Here is a 21,438-nt window from a genome sequence, read left to right on the forward strand (position 1 = left end):
ATGCTTGTCTAGCTTTTCTTCTTCACTTTTCCTACAACGAGACCTGCCAGCTTCTTACCAAAAGAGAGCGCCGGCTTCGGATCTTTCGGGTCCCAGATGGCATGTGCTTTCGGTCTGAAATAAGATCCGAGCACTTGCCCGACCGACAGCTGACCCGTTTTCACGTATTCCCTTACGGCAAGAAGATCTTCATAGGCATACCAGAACACAAGATTCTGATCGTCTTTGACGACTTTAGGCTCAAGTGGATCTCCGATAAGGTCACGGTAGGTGATATAAGGGATATTAATCCCCGCTTTATATAAAAGGTTGTTCAAGTTCGTAATCCGAACGTTGATTTCGATCAAATAATAACGGCCGGTCTCGGCGTCTTTCTTAAATTCGATTTCGGCAAATCCTTTGTAGCCGATGCCCTCCAAGAACTTTGCCCCTAGTTCATAAAGCTCCGGGACATGCTTCTGCTGGGTGTACACGGATGCGCCGTAATTCACTGGGAACTGACGCAGTTTCTGACACGTCATCCAGTGCGTCACTTTGGCATCCTGGTTGAGATAGGCATCAAAGGTGTACATATGGTCATCGAATCCAGGAATCATACGCTGGACGATCACTTCGATCTCCGCGTCTTTTGCCTGCTGTACTCTTTCAAGCAACTCTTCTTCATTGTGCACCTGGAACAATTTGCGTCTGAACTTCGCAACAAATGAAGGAGAGTCCACTGGTTTGACGAGACAAGGGTACTGAATGGTTTCATTTACTTTCTGAACGAAATTCTCCTCGTCCACCTCAACCGTCTCAGGAACAGCCACGCCATGCTGAGACGCCAGTGTATGTAATGTTCCTTTATCCATAATCTTCGTATAAAGACCCTGTTCTGTCTGTGGAATGAGGAAATGTTCACGGAGTTCCGGCAAATATGCATCCACGAACTCAACGTATGGATCCGCTGTCGGAATCAAAACCGGCGTGCCGGTCTGTTTCTTAGCATAGTCAATCAAGAATGACAAAAGCCCTTCAGGATCCTCCTTGTAATGAGGACCGATCAACGCCTCCGACACATATTTGGAATCCAGCGCGTACGCCCCTTCCCATGCATAATCCACTGCTGCGACGTGGACGTCGTGGATACCGAGACAACGAATGGTACTTAAACCGATATAATAATTGGCACCTAACACAACCGCTTTATTTTTCATCATTTAACTCCTTCACGTTGCATGCTATCGTAAACGGCTTTACAAAGCCGATTTTCACTGTCTATAAACATATTCATTTTACCATAATCCCTACAGTAAAAAAATGATAAGGAAAATCAGAGGGAATTGGAATAGAGCATCGTGCTCAAAAAACGATCGCTCACGATGTTCACGTGATTCTTTTGTATAGGTTTATCTGCTAAATAAAAAATGGCCCCCGATAACCGAGGACCATGAACGACATCTATTTCATCGACTGCGTGAATTCAACTTCCGGTTGAACGTGTTCCGGCTGCGCCTGTTCTTTCTCAAAGCGCTTGAAACGACGTACAATTTTGTCCGCAGCGTACATAACTAGGAACGTAAGCAAAACAGTTAGTGACAACATATACAGAGAAGTAAGCATAAGGCTTTGTTCTCCTTTCCTTAACTATTGATGAATTGAATTTCTTTAAATCCTAGTATATGATATCAAATTCCACGCTTTTGTAAACATAAATATTAAAATTCTTTCTCATGCATTCGTATACTCTCGATTATGCATGTTCTCTCATTAAAACGGCGTAATCTTCCAGTCGTCCCTCACCGTCAGATACAGGCGGAATAAATCGTTCTCAAGCTCGTCCGCTCCTTTACCCTGCACATCGTACCCGATCTTCGGGAACAGAATGTGCGCGACTTCATAGGTGATGGCTTGTTTTTGCGAAGGTGACAGGGTGAAATACCGGTCCAAATAGGTTTTCAATAAATCCCATTCCTTCTTCTGAAAAGCATGAAGGGTAAGGGACTCCTCTGAAAAAGGCTCTAAATCTCTACTATCCATCTCTTTTTCCAGCTTCGTCGTCTTTTTACGTTGGTGCCCATCAAAGACCACAAGTGTACCAGCCATGATATCTCCGAGCCGCTTATGCTTCTTGTGTGAGAAGACCATGACGATGCCCACCATATAATAAATTGGAAGCATATCAATGGCACGGAGAAGATTACGAATGAGAATGGACAGCGTAGTGGGACTTCCACCTTGATCATCCACCACCCGAATGCCGATCAACCTTTTCCCTAATGTCTTCCCTGCAGCAAGCCATTCACATAGAAAGAAGTATCCCCAATTCAACACAAACGCGATCACGATGAGAATGGCATAGAACGTGTCGCTTCTATTCGTAAAGAACGTATCCATATTCTCTTGAGTAAACACCACAATGGCCAACAACCCGACCTGCATCAACGTAATGAGAGCTTGATCAATCAGCAGGGCAGCTGCCCGACTTCCGAGCCCCGCCAGACGCACCTGCACTCTGACATGCTCAGGCGTATCAATATCCCACACTTCACGACTCATCGACATCCCCCTCCCTGTAATAAAAAACAGTTTCTTTCTATCATCAGCTTCTTTATAATGAAATTAAAATGTAAAATTCTTGCATACAAAAGGTGAGTTTTGATGAACTATAAATCTTTTATCAAGCAGCATAGGCAGGAGTGGAAACAGTTAGAAGAACTTCTCGAAGTCCTACATAAGAAGAAAGCCTCTCCCGCTTCGATTGAAGCCTTCCAACGCCTGTACCAGAAGGCCGCACAGCACTTATCATTCAGCCAAACCTACTTCCCGGGCGATGAGGTCACAATCTATTTGAACAACCTCGTCTCGAAAGCCCACAACACCCTTTATCAAGATCGGGTATCGAATATCGGGCAACTGAAGCAATTCTTCGGAACGACCTTTATCAAAATTTTCGTGGAGCAGTGGAAGTTCGTGCTGGCAGCTATGCTCCTTTTCGTACTTGGTGGAGCAGCCGCCTTTCTCGCCGTCTCACAAGATGTGATGAACGTCTATTCCGTCCTTCCTGAATCGATGGCGCAGAATTTCGACCCGGAAAGCCTCGGCCAGTCGGACGGAGCGGTCAACTCTTCGATTATGAGTGCAGAGATTATGACCAATAACATCCGCGTCGCCTTTCTCGCTTTTGCTGGTGGCATCACGTTCGGTCTATTGACGGTTTATGTATTGATCTTCAACGGAATCATCATCGGTGGCATCGCCGCCATGTATATGCACGCCGGCAAATCGTATGAGTTCTGGGCATACATTGTGCCTCATGGTGTCATTGAGCTGACGGCGATCTTCATTGCGGGAGGAGCCGGCCTGTTAACGGGCTACAAGCTGTTCGTCCCAGGCAATCGTTCCCGGGCCGTGCAATTAAAGGAACAGGCGTTACGTTCTGTCATCTTACTGATCGGCACGCTGCCGATGTTTATCATCGCTGGGTTGATTGAAGGCTTCATCACACCGGCAGCGATTTCTCTTGAAGCGAAATATGCGGTTGCCTTTGTGACATTGATTGGTCTTGCGCTTTATATCGGCTTCGGTCAATACCGTCGACTTCAAAGGACGTGACGGGTACAGATATTACAAAATATCCCACATGACCGCTGAGCTTCCATTACTTTGAGATGTAGTACTAGGACACTTGGAGTATAGCGTAAAAGGAATTGTGGACAACGGTTCTGTTTCCACTCATGGCGCAGCGGACTCCTCAAACAGCGAGACTCCTGTGGGATAAAGGTACAGCGTGAGACCCCGGAAGGCGTAAGCCTGAGGAGGCTCACGGTACCCCACGGAAAGCGAGTTGTTTGAGGAGCCCGCTGCATACTCAACTAGAGTTAGATTAACCCTTGGTTCAAGATGTCGATATAGCGTGTCACGGCGGTTACGGCTAACCTGTCCTCGGGGGCTTCGATCATTTGGATGCCCTGCTTCTCCCACTTTCTCACTTCTTTCGTTTTATCCATCTGCTGCTTCTGTGCCATACTTTTGACTATCGCTTCTTTCGTCGTTCCTGGGAATTGTTTTCCCTTTTGGATCGTCGTTTGATCCTCAATGCCGAGCATGAGGAACATGTGCTTTCGTCTTAGACGTTGAAGGTAGAACATGTTCCCTTCTTCGTGAACGAGCGTATTCACATCGCTGAACAATAGGAGAAGGCTTCGCTTTTTCTGAGCGGTTTCAATCTTTTGAAAAAGGGCGGAATAGTTGGATTCGGCCTGGCTGGCTTTCAAGCTGTACACTTGCTGCAGAATGGTTTGAAGGTGCTGCATCCCTTTCGCCGGTGGGATATACACCTCTACTTCCCTGGAAAAGGCAATGACGGATACCGCATCCCCTTTCTTAAGTGCCGCTGTCGCAACCGTAACAGCTGCTTCGAGGGCACGGTCAAGCCGGTTCCCCTTTTCCAGAGATACGCCCATCATACGCCCGCAATCGATCATCAGTGTAATGTATTTCCCGTGTTCAGGTTCGTATTCGTTCGTCATCAATTCTTGCAGCTTAGCCGTCTGGCGCCAGTTGATCAGCCTTAAATCATCACCAACGACATAGTTCCTGATTTTCGAAAACTCTCCTGATCCTTGCTTGCGTTTGCGGACGCGACTTCCTTCGTACAGTAAATAACGCTGAGCATCTTCTAAGAACTGCCGACTCTCTGTTAAATCAGGAATGACGCGCAGGCGACTCTCCTCATTAACTTTCATCTGCTTTTCCCACAATCCGTATTTGGATCGATAACGCACAAATAACGATTCCAACGTGTAATCCCCTCGTTCCTTCGCAACATATGGGATGGAGAGCGTTACTTTTTTGTCAGAAGGAATGCGCTCTCGAATGGGAAAGGGATTTGAAAATGACGTCGGGAACTGATCGATGACTTGGATGTCCGCTTCATAATCAGACGGATTATAAAACGAGACGGTCATCTCAGACTCAAGCCCCCGCTCCACCTCTTCCTCGATTTCTCTATGAATCTGCCATTGCTTTTTGCTGGGCGATAGACCTAAGTCGAACAGGCTGACGACCAGCACTCCGAGGTTCATAGCGAGCAAAGTGAACCAGGAAGTCCCGAGTGCGGCGAGAGCTGTCGACAGGACGGACACCACAACCATCAAAAGAAGCAGCCGTTGTGTCGGAAGGATCCCTTTATCGCGGAACAGGAACAGATCCCACAAGGCCTTGAATGACTTGGTCATGTGTCGATCCCTCCAGTTCCATGTGTGGAGAAAGTATGATTCGATGACGCAGCGCCGGCACGGACACTACCTTCACGTCGTCCGGGGTGACATAGTCACGATCATTCAAGTAAGCCCAGGCTTTCGACGCGCGGGCAATGGCGATTCCAGCCCTCGTACTTGCTCCGTAACGAATCGATTCGGAATCCCTCGTCTTTCGAACGATCGACATCATATATTCATAGACCGACGACTCGATCGTCACTTCCTCTATTTCCCGGGCAATCGCCATAAACGTTTCTATATCCATCACGGCGGAGGTTTGTGCCGATTTGTTCGAGGACTCAACGGCTTGTCTCAGAACATAAACTTCTTCTTCAAATTCTGGAAAATCCACATGCAGCTTGAATAAGAATCGGTCCTGTTGTGCTTCAGGAAGCATGTAAGTACCCTCTGACTCTATCGGGTTCTGAGTCGCCACTACAAAAAATGGATCTGGCAGTGGGTAGGTATCTCCCTGGATCGTCAGCTGCTTTTCCTCCATCGCCTCGAGCAGGGCTGCCTGTGTCTTAGCAGGGGTTCGGTTGATTTCGTCAGCTAGTAAGACATTGGTGAAAACAGGGCCTTTCAGCGTCTCAAAGCTTCCTGATTTCATGTTATAAATCATGCTCCCTGTAATGTCACTCGGCAGCAGGTCAGGCGTGAATTGGATCCTCTTGAAGTCTCCGCCAAGCAAGGTGGCAAGCGTACGGACCATCTGGGTTTTCCCCGTTCCCGGAACACCTTCCAACAGAACATGTCCCCCAACGAAGATGGATGACAGCATCAGCTTCATGTTGCGCGTCTGACCGATGATCCGTTTTTCATATTGGTTCATTAATTGTGATAGTTGTTCATTCAATCTCCCTGCACCTCTTTTCTAAGATCGTCGAGCTTCTTGCTCCATTTCAAATAATCGGTCTTACGCATCGACTGCAGATCATCCAGACCGTGCGTATAAGACCTCCATCGCTTCTGCTCATCTTCTGTCTGGAATTTGGCTATGGATTCTCGAACTTCCTGCCAACTTTCCTTCATCCCGATTCCATAGCGTTTATAAAGCAGTGAGCGCAGATATTCCTCCTGAATGCGAATGGACTCTTGATAGAATCCACCCCTTATATACCAGGCAGACAAAGCATGAAGCCGCTCATCTCCAAGCCTCACCGTATGTTCTCTCGGCGTAAAGACCGGACCGAACCGCTTCCCTTTCATCCATAACCAAAGAACAGCCAGGATGATCAACTGCAGGGCGAAGACAAGGATCCACTTCGGATAGATTGTCAGAACGGTCGGAACATTTTCAGAACCATGTATGTATTCATCGAATAGAACACGGCCAGCGTCTACGTCCTTCAACAGCTGGTCGATCAGATAAGCATGATCTTCGTTGAGAATCGTACCGTTAGCGGCCCAGCCGGGGTTCATGGAAACGATCAGCTTCCCTTCCCCGTAGGATCGTTGAATCGCCAAAGGACCTTGTCCGTCCTCGAGAAGCACTTCATCTTCCTCACCTGGGACAAGTCTGAACGTCTGTTCCACAATGGCACGGTAAGATTCACCAAACCCTGTGACCGTCACTGGACCATCCTGCCCCATGGCAGGAACGGATCTCGTTCCGAATGAACCTGTTGGATTCTGTTTCATAAAAACAATCGTGTTCCCGCGCTCCATCCAGGCTGTATAGGCGTTCGATTCTTCCGTCGTCAGCGTGTAGTAAGGCTCTACCATGAATAATGCAGACTGCTGCTGATCAGGCAGCACATCCGGCGCTTGGCGCCACCTGCTCATGTCACGCTCAAAAGAAGCGAACTCATACAACGCCTTCACACCGGTCGGGGAAGGGGATGAGGACAAGTAAGGCGGATAACTTTCCGGCTGTCTGGAAGAAGACAGCACAGCCCCCACAAGTAATACGAACAGACCGAGTGCGATGAAGAGCCATGTTTTCTTATTGCTTTTCATAGACATCCTCCCTTTCCGTCCGGATGAGGGAGTGCACTTTTTCATCAAACAAGCGAAAGGGTTCTTCGCTGATGTTCCGGCTTCCGTAGGTGACCTGGTCGAAGAAGACCGCTAATTCATGGAAGTCTTTCGCCAAGGAACGATCGACTTTGGACAGCTCCTCTACATAGTCACCGTTCGATTTCCACACCTGTGCCGAGACGTATCCTTGGTCATTGAAGTTGAGGAGGAGAGCAAGGAAACCGTGCCTGACCGCTTCCTTGAGATTTCCTTTTTGACGCATGGACTCCGCCTCTTGTAAGTGCTCTTCATACGTCCATTCCAAGTGGCTGCTGTGGCTGAGTGGGTTACTCTCCTTCAATGCCTTCTGACGCTTGGTCGACTGTGTCAGCCTGAACGCAAGGAACAGCAGTAATCCCACTCCAACAATCCCGAACAAGTAAATCAAGCCTTCAACTTGTGGAGAGTTGATGCTTGTATTCGGGAAAATACTTTCGAGCAATCCTTCCAGCCACTCTTTGATCGCTTCACGAATCGAATCGAGTGGCCCTTCCTCTACATCGTAATACGCCTGGTATTCCTCCTGATTCAGAATCTCTTCGATTTGTTTTTTTGCATCTGTCTCGTTACTCATCGAAATCACTGATCCGTGGACGAAGCAGCCGGTTCTTCATCCGTTTTGTAGGAAGAAATCATGTCCTGCAAATCACTAGCCTCATTACGTGTACGAAGATCCGCATATTTCACGGCATAACCGACCATCAACACCATCGTCGTAATGATCGTCGAAATATTCATGAGTACCGTAGAAAGCACGCTCGTTCCAAGAAGTAAGGACGAAACTCCATCGAATAGGAAAATGACGAGCAGGTTGATGACACCAAGAACGATAAAGAAACCGAATGTCGCCCAGAAGCGTCCCTTCGTCAGTTTCCAACTTCTTGAAAATCCAGGAGCTACTTTTTCAAAGGTAGTTGCTGCAAAGTACATGCCAAGTTTGATGGCAAAATAAGCCCCTAGTATGAGGAAGGCAATCAGGATGAAGATGATCATCACAACGGACACCGCGCCACTACCGGTTGTGACTGTGCCGAATCCTCCTATCAAAATGGCAAACACACCGATGAACACAAAGATCCCCATAAGCAGGCCGAAGAGCAAGGTGCTTCCGAATAATGGCCAGAATCTTGAGAAGGCAAGCTTGATCACTTCGGATACCGACCAAGACTCATTCTTCAAGCCACGTGTCGTTCCGATCAAGATGGCGGCGTGCGCCATTGGAATCAGCACAGCAGCTGCGATTGTCGTCAGCGCAATGTATAAAAATTCCGCTCCACTGCCCATCGACTCAAGGACAAACTGCTGAACCCCCGTCGATTCCGCAGTCGTGTTGAGCGTCTGCATAAATCCACCGCTCGAATCTCCCTGAAAGAAGCTCGCTCCACCTAAAAATAAGAATATGTAATTGATCAGAAACCCTGGGCCCATCAATAGAAGAAGAATGAGGAAATAGGATTTGAAATGTGCTTTCGTTAACCGGAAGGTCTTATCCAGGTTCTCCCCGACCGACCTCGGCTGCGTTTTGATCTGTTCCATACGTTCACGTCCTTTCGATTTCTATAGAGTCATTTTACCACGTTTACTCCTAAACTTTTACAAAATACGTCAATTTTATATAATAGAAAGTGCCATCTATTACTCTGTGAAAGGAATGATGTCATGATTGATAAGCCACGCAACGCCCCGCTGTCCCTACTTGTAATGGAGAGCCTCTTTCTCCGAACTGACCTTTCCTCCACCGAACAAAGCTACTATTGTGATTTGAAGAAGGGATCCGAAGGAGAGCAGCACTTCGACGAGCTGCTGAACACAGCGGCAAACGAGCATACCGTCACACTCCACGACTTGCTGTTTGAAAGTAACCGAACTCTTTTTCAGATTGATACCCTTCTCATCACTGGAGAAACCGTCCACTTATTTGAAATCAAGAATTATGAAGGAGACCAACTCTTCTTTGAAGGAAAGTTCTTCAGAATGCCTAAAGTCGAAATCCTCAACCCTCTTCACCAGATCAACCGCGCCGAGTCTCTATTTTTACGAATGATGAAAAAGTACGGGTTCTCGCAAAACGTTCAGGGACACGTAATCTTCGTGAACCCCGCATTCACTTTGTATCAATCTCCACTCAACACCCCGATCATTCACCCGACACAGCTTCATTCTTTTCTAGCTGGCATCTCGCAGCCCACGACTCCCCTCCGTTCAAGAGATTTAAAATTAGCCGACAAGCTCCTTTCCCTGCACACTTCCACCCCACCCTTAAAAGGTATTCCGATGTATGACTTTGAATCACTGAAAAAAGGAGTCTTCTGCCCTGCCTGTCATTCTTTTAGTCTTTACGTAGAAGGGCATTCGTGCATGTGCGAGGTCTGTGGAGAGATAGAGCCTTTGAAAGATATGATTGTACGGATGACCGTTGAAGTGAAGACCCTTTTCCCGAAAACAAAGCTGACGACTGAACGGATGGATCAGTGGTGCAATGGAATGGTCAGCAGAAAAAGAATTCAAAAGGTGCTGAATGAGCATTTTACTAAAAAAGGAATTAAAAAAGGAGCCTATTACGAGTGAGGTAAGATAGCTGAGGCTTTATCTACGTTTCTAGTTCTGTGTTGAGGCTGGAAGGTGATGGTCTTGTTTTTATCTACGTTTGGGGCACGCGGCTGTGGTGAAACGTAGATTATATCGTTTTTATCTACGTTTGAGGCTCGCGGCTGTGGTGAAACGTCGATTATATCGTTTTTATCTACGTTTGAGGCTCGTGGCTGAAGTGAAACGTCGATTATATCGTTTTTATCTACGTTCGAGGCTCGTGGCTGAAGTGAAACGTCGATTATATCGTTTTCATCTACGTTCGAGGCTCGCGGCTGTGGTGAAACGTCGATTATATCGTTTTTATCTACGTTTGAGGCTCGCGGCTGTGGTGAAACGTCGATTATATTATTTTTATCTACCTTTTGGCTTCACAACAGAATAGAAACGTCGATGATCATCCACCTCGCCCCCCCATCTTCTAAAACAAACAAAAAACAGCAGGAAGCCATCCGACTCCCTGCTGCCCTTCTTATGATTTTCCTAGTCTAGTGAAGTAATTGCCTATTGTCTCGATGCCCTTTTCGAAATTCTCTAAATGGAAGTGCTCGTTCGGGGCATGCAGATTCTCGGATGGCAGTCCGAAGCCCATGAGGACGACCGGCGAGTTCAATACGCGGCCGAACACTTCGACGATCGGAATCGAGCCTCCTTCTTTCGGGAACAGAGGGCGGACGCCGTAGACTTCTTCGTAAGCGTCGGCAGCAATTTGAAGCTTTTCGTTACTCGAATCCATCGCCACAGGATTCGCTTGAATGTATTTATGAAGAGATACTCGTGTGCCTGTCGGCTGGTGTTTTTCGACGTGACGCTGGATCGCTTCATAAATGTGCGTTGGATTCTGGTCTCCTACAAGACGACAGCTGATTTTTGCACTGGCTTCTTTCGGGACAATCGTTTTCAGTCCTTCGCCTTGGAAGCCGCCTGTGATGCCGTTCACTTCGAGTGTCGGGCGGATCCCGACACGTTCGTTGAAGGTGAATCCTTCCTCTCCATATAGATCATCAAGATCCAAATCACGCTTCGTACGTTCTTCGTCAAAAGGAATTTCGGCCACTTCTTCACGAAGGGCCTCGGTTAACTCCGGAACCCCGTCATAAAAACCGTCCACGGCAACTTGTCCATTTTCGTGCCTCATTGAATCAAGCAGCTGGACGAGGGCATGAATGGAGTTCGGCACCCCGCCACCGTACGTGCCTGAGTGAAGATCGGAATTGGCCGTCTTCACCTGCAGCTCCATCGCAAGGGCGCCACGCAGTGATGTACAGATCGCAGGCAATCCTTTTTCAATAAATGACGTATCACTGATGACGACCGCATCGTTTGAAAGCTTCTCTTCATTCTGTTCGATAAATGGAACAAGGTTCGGGCTTGCTACCTCTTCTTCCCCTTCGATGCAAAACTTCACGTTAACCGGAAGGGTTCCATTCTGTTTCATTAAAAGTTCCACCGCTTTGATATGAAGGAAGAGCTGTCCTTTGTCATCCGTCGCTCCCCGGGCAAAAATCTTACCGTCTCGGACGACAGGTTCGAATGGAGGCGTCTCCCACAAATCCAATGGATCCGCCGGCTGCACATCATAGTGCCCATAGACGAGAACCGTCGGCTTGCCCTCTGCATGAAGCCAGTCTCCGTACACGATGGGGTGTCCTTCTGTCTCTATGATTTCAACATTCTCCATACCGATGCTCTTCAAGGACTCAGCAACCCAATTGGCTCCTGTCTGCACATCTCCCTTATGCTCAGATAAGGCCGAGATGCTCGGAATTCTCAGAAACTCAATGAGTTCTTCCAGCATTTGATCTCTATGTAACGCCACTAATTCTTTCATCATCCACACTCCTTTATTAAAAGTATAACACTTACCTCTCCACACCCGGGAGACTCCGCTCCACCGCCATCGGCTCCACCACGATCTGGTAGTCACGGTATCCTTTTTCATCTAATAGACCCCTTGCTGCCTCCTTCAGCTCCGGGCTCAGTGTGCGGTAGTCTTCTGATGAGCCCACAATCTGAATGATAAGCTGTCTTTCTGACTCTGTGACCCCGACATTAATGTTCGTGTACCCCGATTGATTCAATCGATCGTAAACGAGTTCGTGAATCCGAGGAGCATCTTCCTGATCCGAAACCGTTGGCTGTGATAAATAGATCGATCCAACCATTAAAAACGCGACCAGTGACGCGACAGCTCCAGCAATCTTATACACTTTCTTTTTAGTTTCAGCTCGGCGCAATCTGTCCTCCACGCGGAACAGGATTTCATCCACATCCTGTCCAGTGTCTTGTCCTTGTAACCATTGCTCTAATTGGGTCATCTTCTTCCGTTGTTCCTCTTCCAGAACAATTCCCTTTACTTCATCCTCAGAAAAATGCCATTCATGCACAATCTGAGTTTCAGAGAGGTGAATCATGTACGTAAGCAGCACCAGGACCTGCGCATCTTCATCGAGTTCTTGTCGTAGTCTGGGGTAAGGGTTTACTCCTTTTCTTGCAGCCTCTATGAGAATGTCTTCTATAATTTCTTTTGCTTTGACAGTGTCATAACCCAAACAAAGAACCAGTTGATACATCAATCGAACATCGGTGCTTTGAATACCAAGCCTCATGACCATCCCTCCTGTTCTTCTATTCCTCCAACACCCTCAATCTATTCGATTTTGATAAAAGAAAAACCCTTTGGCAGACCTACCAAAGGGTTTGATTTCAATCTATTAAGGTAATTGAGTACTACCCATCAAGAAACGATCACATTCACGTGCAACGCCTCGTCCTTCGTTGATGGCCCACACAATCAAACTCTGACCGCGGCGCATGTCGCCTGCAGCGAACACACCGTCTAAGTTCGTTGTATATTTTTCAAATTGAGCAGCAACGTTGGAACGGACGGTCGTTTCCACGCCCATTTTCTCGATCAAATCTTGTTCAGGTCCTTCGAAACCGATTGCCAGAAGCACAAGGTCTGCTTCCCATACTTTCTCGGTTCCTGGGATTTCTGTACGTACTTTGTTGCCTTTTTCATCGTAAGAAAGGGCAACATCAATTGTATGCACTTCTTTAATTCTTCCGTTCTCATCGCCTACGAATTTCTTCGTCATGACGGCATAAGCACGAGGGTCTTTCTCGAATTTCGCTTCTGCTTCTTTCTGACCGTACTCGACACGGTGAATGACCGGGTACTGCGGCCATGGGTTCACTTCGTTATCACGAGTGGAACCTTTTTTGTCGTAAATATCGAACTGGACAAGGCTCTTACATTCGTGACGCATCGAAGTAGCCATACAGTCCGTTCCAGTATCTCCTCCACCGATGACGATGACATTCTTGTCTTTGGCGCTAATGTAATCTCCATCCTGGTGGTTGGAATCAAGCAAGCTCTTCGTATTCGAGTGAAGGAAGTCCATCGCATAGTGGATACCTTTCAGGCTGCGGCCATCAACCCCGATGTTACGCGGCACTGTCGCTCCTCCACAAAGGATGACAGAATCGTATTCCTCCTGAAGACGGGAAACCGGGTAGTTACGTCCGACTTCTGTATTCGTCTGGAAACGAATGCCCTCTTCTTTCAAGATATTCACACGACGCTCTACAACGGAGTAAGGAAGCTTCATTTCAGGAATTCCGTACGTTAACAATCCGCCGACGCGGTCGTTACGTTCGTAAACGGTAACCGAGTGACCCGCTTTATTCAGCTGAGCTGCTGCAGCAAGTCCTGCCGGTCCTGAACCGACAACGGCGACCCGCTTACCTGTGCGGATTTCCGGAGGCTGCGGAACGACCCAGCCTTCCTCGAACCCTTTTTCAATAATCGAACGCTCTACGCTGCGGATCGCAACGGCTGGTTCGTTGATTCCAAGAACACAAGCCCCTTCACACGGTGCTGGACACGCAAAGCCCGTGAACTCAGGGAAGTTGTTCATTTCGTGTTCCTTCTCAAGGGCTTCTTTCCACCTGCCTTGATATACTAAGTCATTCCACTCTGGAATCAGGTGATAGACCGGACAGCCGGTTGTCACCCCATTAATCTCCATTCCGGAATGGCAAGTCGGAACGCCGCAGTCCATGCAGCGCGCTCCTTGCTTCTGTACTTCCTCATCCGAAAGGGGAAGTGTGTAGTCTTCCCAGTCTTGAACTCGCTGGGCCGGATCTCGTTCTTTGATCGCTTGACGTTCGTACTCCATAAATCCAGTCGACTTTCCCATACAATCGCTCCTTCCGATGTTATTTCACGGTTTCAACCGGTTTGTTTCGCTCTTCAAATGCTGTCATTTCTGCATCGAATTTACCTAAACCATCGTCCTTGAGACGCTGGATGCGTTCCTGCATCGCTAAGTAGTCACGCGGAATGACGCGGACGAATTTCTTGACGTATTCATTCCATTGACCCAAGATACGCTGCCCCAGTGGACTGTTTGTGTATTCGACGTGTTTTTCTATCATGTTATAAAGGTCCTGCATCTCTTCACTGTCTGTCAGCTGTTGGAGATGGACAAGTTCCTTGTTGCATTTCGTATCAAATGACTGGCCGGTTTCATCCAGCACATAAGCTACGCCTCCGGACATACCGGCTGCAAAGTTACGTCCTGTGCCGCCAAGTACGACGACCTTACCACCTGTCATATATTCACACCCGTGATCTCCCACGCCTTCGACGACTACTTCTGCGCCACTGTTACGCACACAGAAACGTTCTCCAGCAAGACCATTGATGTAAGCTTCTCCGGCAGATGCTCCGTAAAATGCCACGTTACCGATGATTGTGTTCTCTTCCGGCTTGAAGGAAGACCTCGGTGATGGATGAACGATGATCTTACCACCAGACAATCCTTTTCCGACGTAATCATTGGAATCTCCGACAAGACGCAGCGTCATCCCTTTAGGAATGAAGGCTCCGAAGCTTTGACCGGCAGAACCTTTGAACTTCAAGTTGATCGTATCCTCAGGAAGTCCTTTTTCACCCCAACGGCGGGTAATTTCGCTTCCGAGAATCGTCCCCGTTACACGGTGAATGTTACGGATCGAGCCTGTGCTTTCCACACGCTCTCCTGTTTCGATGGCGTTTTTGCAAAGCGGGATCAGCTCTTCTACGTCCAACGTCTTATCTAAGCCGTGGTCCTGTTTACGTGTCGCATAGCGGCCGTAATCTGCTGGTACATCAGGCTGATAAAGCAAGGCTGAGAGGTCGACCCCTTTGGCCTTCCAATGATCGACGGCATCGTTTGCTTCCAACACGTCCGTACGACCAATCATTTCGTTCACCGTACGGAACCCAAGTTCAGCCATCAGCTCACGCGCTTCTTGTGCGATGAATCGCATGAAGTTCTCAAGGTGATCGGCTTCGCCTGTGAATTTCTTACGCAGCTCCGGATCCTGTGTCGCGACTCCAACCGGGCAAGTGTTCAAGTGGCAGACACGCATCATGACGCATCCCAGAACAACGAGTGGTGCAGTGGAGAAACCATATTCTTCTGCGCCAAGTAATGAAGCGACTACGACGTCACGGCCTGTCATCATCTTCCCGTCTGTCTCTACGACGATTCGGTCACGAAGACGGTCCAGGACAAGGGTCTGGTGCGTCTCGGCTAAGCCGATTTCCCAAGGTAGACCCGTGTGCTTAATACTTGTACGCGGAGCAGCACCTGTACCTCCGTCATATCCACTGATCAGTACCAGATCTGCGCGTCCCTTCGCAACACCTGCGGCAATGGTTCCGACACCGACAGCTGATACCAATTTAACCGAAATACGCGCTTTCGGATTGGCGTTTTTCAAGTTATAGATCAATTCAGCCAAGTCCTCAATCGAATAAATATCGTGGTGAGGAGGTGGTGAGATCAGTTCTACACCAGGTGTAGAGCCACGGACTTCCGCTACCCATGGGTACACTTTCTTACCAGGAAGGTGTCCACCTTCACCAGGTTTCGCCCCTTGCGCCACTTTAATTTGAATTTCATCTGCGTTCACAAGGTAGTGACTGGATACACCGAAACGACCTGAAGCTACCTGTTTGATGGCACTGCGCTTCGAGTCTCCGTTCTCTTCCGGTGTGAAACGGCTCGCATCTTCCCCACCTTCACCGGAGTTACTTCGGCCACCGATTCGGTTCATCGCAACAGCCAGTGCTTCGTGTGCTTCCTGACTGATTGAACCGTACGACATCGCACCCGTTTTAAAACGGCGGGTAATGTCTTCAATCGGTTCTACTTCTTCTATAGGAATAGATGGACGTTTCTTGAACTTAAGCAGGCCTCTTAAAGACTGAAGGTTCTGCTTCTCGTCTGTCAGCATCTTCGAATACGATTTGAAAAGATCATAGTCGTTGCTTCGGCAAGCGTGCTGAAGCGTCGCAATCGTTTGTGGATTGTATTGGTGATCTTCTCCGTTTTTACGGTACTGATAGTCGTCTCCAGCTTCCAGCGTACGGTTCCCGCCACGTGTTTTGCTGAACGCCACTTCATGACGCATCAAGACTTCTTTTTCAATAATGTCGAGACCTATACCACCGAGTCGGGATGATGTACGAGTGAAGTACTGGTCAATGACATCCTGACGAATACCGACAGCTTCAAAGATCTGCGCACCGCGGTAACTTTGAATCGTGGATATCCCCATCTTCGAAAGAACTTTAATGATTCCGTCTGTCGCCGCTTTTACATACGTATCGACAGCCTCTTCAAGCGATTCGACCGGCAGATTTCCAAGGTTGATCTGCTCACGGAACGTTTCATAAGCAAGATAAGGGTTGATCCCCTCTGCCCCGTACCCAAGAAGCGTAGCGAAGTGATGTACTTCCCTTGCTTCTCCTGATTCGATCAGGATGCTTACTTTCGTACGCGTTCCCTGACGAATGAGGTGGTGGTGCAGGCCGGAAACCGCAAGTAGAGCTGGAATGCCAGCCTTATCTTTGCTGACGCCACGGTCTGAAAGAATCAGGAGTACCGAATCGTCTTCAATTGCCTTGTCGGCTTCTTCACAAATTCGATCCATAGCCGGCTTCAGCTGATTTTCTTCAGCATCAAATAAAGTAGAGATGGTAACGGCTTTAAATCCATCGATATTCTGCTGACGCAGCTTCTCAAGCTCCTCGTTTTTCAGTACAGGCGTCTGCAATCGAATCTGACGACAGCTTTCAGGCTTCGGATCTACTAAATTGCCCTCTGCTCCGATTGTCGTTTCGACCATCGTGATGAGCTTTTCACGGATGGCATCGATCGGCGGGTTCGTTACTTGGGCGAAGAGCTGCTTGAAGTAGCTGTATAAAAGCTGAGGCTTTTTAGACAGTACAGCAAGTGGAGAATCGTATCCCATTGAACCGACAGGGTCTTTCTTATCTGTAACCATCGGCATCAAAATACGGTTCAGTTCTTCAGTCGTATAGCCGAACGCAAGCTGCTGCTCTACCAGATCTTCGGCAGGACGGAATGTTTCGTCTGCTTCCGGCAGATCACCAAGTTCAAACTTGTTATCTTCCAACCAGTCATCGTATGGATGCTCACGTGCAATCTGCAACTTGATTTCTTCATCTGGAATGATCTTGCCCTGCTCTAAGTCGACAAGGAGCATCTTCCCAGGGTGAAGGCGGTCTTTATATAGAATGTCATCGGCAAAGATATCAAGCGCTCCTACTTCTGAGCCAAGCACAATCATGCCGTCTTTTGTTACATAATAACGAGCGGGTCTCAGACCATTTCGGTCAAGACAAGCACCGATTTGTTTACCATTTGTATAAGCCAGTGCTGCCGGTCCATCCCACGGCTCCATAAGACAACTGTGATATTCGTAGAAGTTCTTCTTGTCTTCTTGGATCGTTTCATCGTTCGACCAAGGCTCCGGCACCATCATCATAGCCGTGTGCGAAAGCGAACGACCAGAGAGGTGAAGAAATTCAAAGGCATTATCAAACATAGAAGAATCACTACCGTTGTCATCAATGACAGGCAGAATCTTCTTCAAATCTTCCTCGCTGAAGTATTCAGATGAGCAAAGCTCCTGGCGTGCTCTCATCCAGTTTACATTGCCTCGTAATGTATTAAATTCACCATTATGAATCGTATAACGGTTCGGGTGTGACCGTTTCCAGCTCGGGAAAGTGTTTGTACTAAAACGGGAGTGCACTAAAGCGAGGGCCGTTTTAAAGTCCGGGTGATTTAGATCAATATAGAAGGAATCCAATTGCTCCGGAATCAACATCCCTTTGTAGACAATCGTTGATGTCGACAAGCTGCAAATATAAAAATCATCGTACCCATCTTGATTTGAAATTTCCTGTTCTGCGCGTTTGCGGATAATGTATAAACGACGTTCAAGCTCCATTTGCGTGTTCACATTTTCAGATGGAGCAATAAACGCCTGACGGATGAAAGGCTTCGTTTTCTTCGCATCGTTACCGACGAACGAATCGTTGATCGGTACTGTACGCCAGCCGAGGAACTTCTGTCCTTCTTCCTCTACGATGTTCTCAAACAATCGCTTGCAATCCATTCTTGTGTCATGATCTTCAGGCAGGAAGACCATTCCGACGCCATATTCCCCTTCTTCGGGAATCTCTATATCTTCTTTCTCACATTGGTTTTTAAAAAAGCGGTGTGGGATCTGAGTTAGAATCCCTGCCCCGTCCCCTGTACTGATGTCGGCGGATTGTCCACCGCGGTGCTCCAAGTTACAAAGGATCGTAACGGCATTTTCTACAATGCTGTGTGACTTCGTTCCATCAATATTGGCAAGTACACCAATTCCACATGCTTCGTGTTCTTGATCAGGATGATACAATCCCTGAGGAACTGGATATCCGTGTTTCTGCATAATCATTCCCCCTAGCAGTCTAGTCTTTCAAGGTTGCATACAAAAATTATAAAATTCCGTCTTTTCAGTTTTTTACTAGTATATCACGAAAAAACCATGTAATCACGCCTCTCATGCGCTTGAGAAAGATTATCCGCGCCCTCTACAAACACCAAAACGCTTATAAATCGACCATGTAAGCGCCATCAATAAACGTTAAACTTTTTTGAAAATTTTCTACTGAATCAATCGTAACGCATCGAATTATGTATAAAATAATAGTTTTGATGAATGAATATGCAACTGAATAATAGAAAAACTCCCCTGAAAAACAGGGAAGTTTATTTAAGCCGTCTTTCTTTTTTCATCGGATTTCTTACGGTGATGAATGACATTGAGTTCCGCCCCGATCATTAGAATCATCCCCGTCAGGAAGAACCAAAGCATGAGCACAATGATTCCACCCAGGCTTCCGTAAGTCGCCGAGTAGTTTCCGAAGTTACTGACATAGAAAGAAAAGGCAAGGGAAATCAACTGCCAAAGCACGGCCGTCAATATCGCACCAGGCCATATATGTTTGAAGGGAATCGACTTATTCGGTGCAAATCGATAGAGGGACAGTAATATTGCCCCCATGACGAGCACACTGATCACCCAGCGTAACAACTGAAATAAAATGACCGTCTGAGAAGGAAGGTTCACCGTACGATTAATGAAATCTATGATGACATCTCCGAACACCGGTAACGCCAACGCCACAACAATCGCGACAATCATCCCTAAAGTCAGACCAATAGATAGGAGTCGAACTTTAATAAAGGAACGTGTTTCCTCCACGTGATAGGCGAGATTGGCAGATTGAATGAAAGCATTGATTCCACTCGATGCGGACCAGATCGTACCGAGGATTCCGATCGTTAGCAATCCGCCTTTCGGTTCCTCGACGAGGGAGACGATATTCTCCCTGAAGATTTCAGCGGTTTCTGCCGGTATCACATTGCTGAGAGCATTGATTGCCGTCTCCGCTTCAATATTCATATATGGCAGAATAGACAATAACAAAATAAGCATCGGAACAACGGCAAGCAAATAATAATAGGCCTGTGCTGCCCCAAGCAGAGGGATATTATCTTTTTGGAATTCCGCGAACACCTCTTTTGCGTAATCAACCACTTTATTCAAAAAAACCATCCTTCCCTGTCTCCATCTCTACTTTTCTATCCCCTTTTTGTTCCCCCTTTAAGCATAGATCGGAACATTTTCAAATCCCCTATAGAAAACCCGGATGACGCATCGATGCATCACCCGGGTTTATTATATATTCTACTTACTATGAACAGATGACGGGCGGATATTATGATTCATTCGAAAAACATTATGAGGGTCATACTTCTGTTTCAACTCAAGCAGCTGTTCATAATTATCAGCATACGTTTTGCGAATCACGTGGTCTTCTGGATCAATCCCATTCAGATAGGCCGCTCCGTTAAAAGAGATCGGAGAGAACTTCTCGTAGAACGCTTCGATCCATTTGGCACAAGCTTCCTCCTGCTCGTCTTCATACATGATGTCCAGTAACAGAACATAACGGGCATCACGAATGGCAAAGGCATTGTCATCCGCAGGGATCCGGTTCATTTTTCCGTGTGTTTCCCATAACTGAAGCATCAAGTGGCCGGGGGCGATTTCTTTTTCTTTCAGGATACTCTGCCAGTTCTCTGGTGATAGTTCCGAAAAGAACAGGGAACTTCCTTTAAAGTTAGCCTGCTTAGGTACCATGGCATCCAGTTTTGATTGGAGCTGTGTATAAGGAACGACGCCTGATTGATCAGCAATCGGCACCGCCAGCTCACGCAATGGTTGGATCACTCTTTTCCCTTCTTCCACTTCACCAGCGTACATCCCTGCTACAATCATGACAGGTTTAAAGTGAAGGAATTCCGGGAGTTCTGGTAATGGAGGCAGATCCATCACGGTCACATTCAAGCTGATTTCATCAGGTGCGGTTTCCACAAACTGATCCAACTGTTGATAAATCTGATCGGCATCCTTCAAATCATACATCACATCAAGCGCCAAGACATTCGGTCCAACATCATGGAGACGAAATTCAAATTCAGTCACGACGCCAAAGTTACCTCCACCGCCACGGATCGCCCAGAAAAGATCCGAGTATTCATTCTCACTTACTTCGAGAACGGATCCATCTGCTGTTACGACTTTCGCTGCAGAGATGTTATCACACGAAAGCCCGTACTTTGCACGCAGATATCCTAAACCTCCCGCTAAAGCCAAACCGCCGATCCCGGTTTCTGAAACGGTTCCCGTCGGGGTTGCCAGGCCGAACTTCTGTGTTTCCGCATCGACATCAGACAGAAGCGCACCACCACCGACTTTAGCGGTCTTAGATTCCTCATCTACCGTGACGTGCCTCATTTCTGACAAGTCAATGAGCAGCCCACCTTCTGTCAGAGATGTACCACTCACATGGTGACCACCACCGCGGACAGAAATCTGCATGGCGTGTTCGTTGGCAAACTTTACAGCTTTTGATACGTCCCGCTCGTCCTTACACACCGCAATCGCGGCTGGCTGTTTTTTTACCGCCGCATTAAAAATCGCACGCGTCTCTTCGTAATTGGGGTGCCCGGGCAGAACGACTTTTCCGCTCATTTCGGATTGTAGTTGTTCAAACAATGTTTCACCACTCCTTTTTAAATCTCATTTCATATGTATAGTCCCAATCATAGAACTAAATACCTATATTACAATTTTCTTACAATCGTGACAAGGCAAAATCCTATAC

At 47.4% G+C, this 21,438-nt stretch carries 16 protein-coding genes; 2 read left to right on the plus strand and 14 right to left on the minus strand.

Annotation, left to right across the window (positions count from 1 at the left end; genetic code table 11):
* Positions 1-8 precede the first annotated feature (8 nt).
* From LCM20_RS11880 to LCM20_RS11890, 3 genes are all read right to left on the minus strand, one after another.
* Entirely contained in the window at positions 9-1,196 is a 1,188-nt protein-coding gene (locus LCM20_RS11880) for a carboxylate--amine ligase (protein WP_225195675.1), read from the minus strand.
* A 244-nt stretch (positions 1,197-1,440) separates the two neighbouring features.
* Positions 1,441-1,584 (minus strand): hypothetical protein, encoded by a 144-nt coding sequence (locus LCM20_RS11885; protein WP_225195676.1) that lies wholly within the window; start codon positions 1,582-1,584, stop codon positions 1,441-1,443.
* A 165-nt stretch (positions 1,585-1,749) separates the two neighbouring features.
* The gene (locus tag LCM20_RS11890; RefSeq protein WP_225195677.1) at positions 1,750-2,538 is read right to left on the minus strand and encodes an RDD family protein; all 789 of its coding nucleotides are present in this window, start codon (positions 2,536-2,538) and stop codon (positions 1,750-1,752) included.
* A 102-nt stretch (positions 2,539-2,640) separates the two neighbouring features.
* Here LCM20_RS11890 and LCM20_RS11895 point away from each other — a divergent pair, with 102 nt between their 5' ends.
* The gene (locus LCM20_RS11895) at positions 2,641-3,594 is read left to right on the plus strand and encodes a stage II sporulation protein M (RefSeq protein ID WP_225195678.1); all 954 of its coding nucleotides are present in this window, start codon (positions 2,641-2,643) and stop codon (positions 3,592-3,594) included.
* A 266-nt stretch (positions 3,595-3,860) separates the two neighbouring features.
* Here the strand turns inward: LCM20_RS11895 and LCM20_RS11900 are convergent, their stop codons facing one another.
* From LCM20_RS11900 to LCM20_RS11920, 5 genes are read right to left on the minus strand one after another with little or no spacing between them, the layout of a single operon-like run.
* Positions 3,861-5,219 (minus strand): DUF58 domain-containing protein, encoded by a 1,359-nt coding sequence (locus tag LCM20_RS11900; RefSeq protein WP_225195679.1) that lies wholly within the window; start codon positions 5,217-5,219, stop codon positions 3,861-3,863.
* Positions 5,170-6,075 carry an AAA family ATPase gene (locus tag LCM20_RS11905; RefSeq protein ID WP_412097999.1) on the minus strand — a complete coding sequence of 302 codons (906 nt, stop codon included), beginning with the start codon at positions 6,073-6,075 and terminating at the stop codon, positions 5,170-5,172. Before LCM20_RS11905 ends, LCM20_RS11900 begins: the two co-directional genes overlap by 50 nt.
* A gap of 20 nt (positions 6,076-6,095) precedes the next feature.
* Complete coding sequence (locus tag LCM20_RS11910) at positions 6,096-7,202, minus strand: DUF4350 domain-containing protein (protein WP_225195681.1); 1,107 nt, start codon at positions 7,200-7,202, stop codon at positions 6,096-6,098.
* Positions 7,189-7,836, minus strand: a complete 648-nt coding sequence (locus LCM20_RS11915; protein WP_225195682.1) for a DUF4129 domain-containing protein — start codon at positions 7,834-7,836, stop codon at positions 7,189-7,191. Before LCM20_RS11915 ends, LCM20_RS11910 begins: the two co-directional genes overlap by 14 nt.
* 5 nt (positions 7,837-7,841) lie before the next feature.
* Complete coding sequence (locus tag LCM20_RS11920; RefSeq protein WP_225195683.1) at positions 7,842-8,798, minus strand: hypothetical protein; 957 nt, start codon at positions 8,796-8,798, stop codon at positions 7,842-7,844.
* Between the two features lie 123 nt (positions 8,799-8,921).
* Here LCM20_RS11920 and LCM20_RS11925 point away from each other — a divergent pair, with 123 nt between their 5' ends.
* A complete protein-coding gene (locus LCM20_RS11925; protein ID WP_225195684.1) occupies positions 8,922-9,830 on the plus strand; it encodes a nuclease-related domain-containing protein in 909 nt (302 codons plus the stop codon).
* 493 nt (positions 9,831-10,323) lie between these two features.
* On the opposite strand, the gene LCM20_RS11930 is transcribed toward LCM20_RS11925, so the two are convergent.
* The 6 genes from LCM20_RS11930 to LCM20_RS11955 form a co-directional block, all read right to left on the minus strand.
* Positions 10,324-11,682 (minus strand): dipeptidase, encoded by a 1,359-nt coding sequence (locus LCM20_RS11930; protein WP_225195685.1) that lies wholly within the window; start codon positions 11,680-11,682, stop codon positions 10,324-10,326.
* Positions 11,683-11,713: 31 nt separating this feature from the next.
* Positions 11,714-12,460, minus strand: coding sequence for a hypothetical protein (locus LCM20_RS11935; RefSeq protein ID WP_225195686.1), 747 nt, complete (start codon positions 12,458-12,460; stop codon positions 11,714-11,716).
* Positions 12,461-12,565: 105 nt separating this feature from the next.
* Positions 12,566-14,053 carry a glutamate synthase subunit beta gene (locus tag LCM20_RS11940; protein WP_225195687.1) on the minus strand — a complete coding sequence of 496 codons (1,488 nt, stop codon included), beginning with the start codon at positions 14,051-14,053 and terminating at the stop codon, positions 12,566-12,568.
* A 19-nt stretch (positions 14,054-14,072) separates the two neighbouring features.
* Positions 14,073-18,653 (minus strand): glutamate synthase large subunit, encoded by a 4,581-nt coding sequence (gltB, locus tag LCM20_RS11945; RefSeq protein ID WP_225195688.1) that lies wholly within the window; start codon positions 18,651-18,653, stop codon positions 14,073-14,075.
* 324 nt (positions 18,654-18,977) lie between these two features.
* The gene (locus LCM20_RS11950; protein WP_225195689.1) at positions 18,978-19,814 is read right to left on the minus strand and encodes a YihY/virulence factor BrkB family protein; all 837 of its coding nucleotides are present in this window, start codon (positions 19,812-19,814) and stop codon (positions 18,978-18,980) included.
* A 141-nt stretch (positions 19,815-19,955) separates the two neighbouring features.
* Entirely contained in the window at positions 19,956-21,329 is a 1,374-nt protein-coding gene (locus tag LCM20_RS11955) for an FAD-binding oxidoreductase (RefSeq protein WP_225195690.1), read from the minus strand.
* Positions 21,330-21,438: the final 109 nt, after the last annotated feature.

The sequence above is a fragment of the Halobacillus litoralis genome (genome assembly GCF_020171725.1).
In the GTDB taxonomy this organism is placed as follows: Bacteria; Bacillota; Bacilli; order Bacillales; family Halobacillaceae; genus Halobacillus; species Halobacillus litoralis_F.

Excerpts from the sequence above, each read along its gene's own strand:
- LCM20_RS11880 (WP_225195675.1), bottom strand. The coding sequence starts at position 1,196 with ATGAAAAATAAAGCGGTTGTGTTAGGTGCCAATTATTATATCGGTTTA.
- LCM20_RS11885 (WP_225195676.1), bottom strand. The coding sequence starts at position 1,584 with ATGTTGTCACTAACTGTTTTGCTTACGTTCCTAGTTATGTACGCTGCG.
- LCM20_RS11890 (WP_225195677.1), bottom strand. The coding sequence starts at position 2,538 with ATGAGTCGTGAAGTGTGGGATATTGATACGCCTGAGCATGTCAGAGTG.
- LCM20_RS11895 (WP_225195678.1), top strand. The coding sequence starts at position 2,641 with ATGAACTATAAATCTTTTATCAAGCAGCATAGGCAGGAGTGGAAACAG.
- LCM20_RS11900 (WP_225195679.1), bottom strand. The coding sequence starts at position 5,219 with ATGACCAAGTCATTCAAGGCCTTGTGGGATCTGTTCCTGTTCCGCGAT.
- LCM20_RS11905 (WP_412097999.1), bottom strand. The coding sequence starts at position 6,075 with ATGAACCAATATGAAAAACGGATCATCGGTCAGACGCGCAACATGAAG.
- LCM20_RS11910 (WP_225195681.1), bottom strand. The coding sequence starts at position 7,202 with ATGAAAAGCAATAAGAAAACATGGCTCTTCATCGCACTCGGTCTGTTC.
- LCM20_RS11915 (WP_225195682.1), bottom strand. The coding sequence starts at position 7,836 with ATGAGTAACGAGACAGATGCAAAAAAACAAATCGAAGAGATTCTGAAT.
- LCM20_RS11920 (WP_225195683.1), bottom strand. The coding sequence starts at position 8,798 with ATGGAACAGATCAAAACGCAGCCGAGGTCGGTCGGGGAGAACCTGGAT.
- LCM20_RS11925 (WP_225195684.1), top strand. The coding sequence starts at position 8,922 with ATGATTGATAAGCCACGCAACGCCCCGCTGTCCCTACTTGTAATGGAG.
- LCM20_RS11930 (WP_225195685.1), bottom strand. The coding sequence starts at position 11,682 with ATGAAAGAATTAGTGGCGTTACATAGAGATCAAATGCTGGAAGAACTC.
- LCM20_RS11935 (WP_225195686.1), bottom strand. The coding sequence starts at position 12,460 with ATGAGGCTTGGTATTCAAAGCACCGATGTTCGATTGATGTATCAACTG.
- LCM20_RS11940 (WP_225195687.1), bottom strand. The coding sequence starts at position 14,053 with ATGGGAAAGTCGACTGGATTTATGGAGTACGAACGTCAAGCGATCAAA.
- gltB (WP_225195688.1), bottom strand. The coding sequence starts at position 18,653 with ATGCAGAAACACGGATATCCAGTTCCTCAGGGATTGTATCATCCTGAT.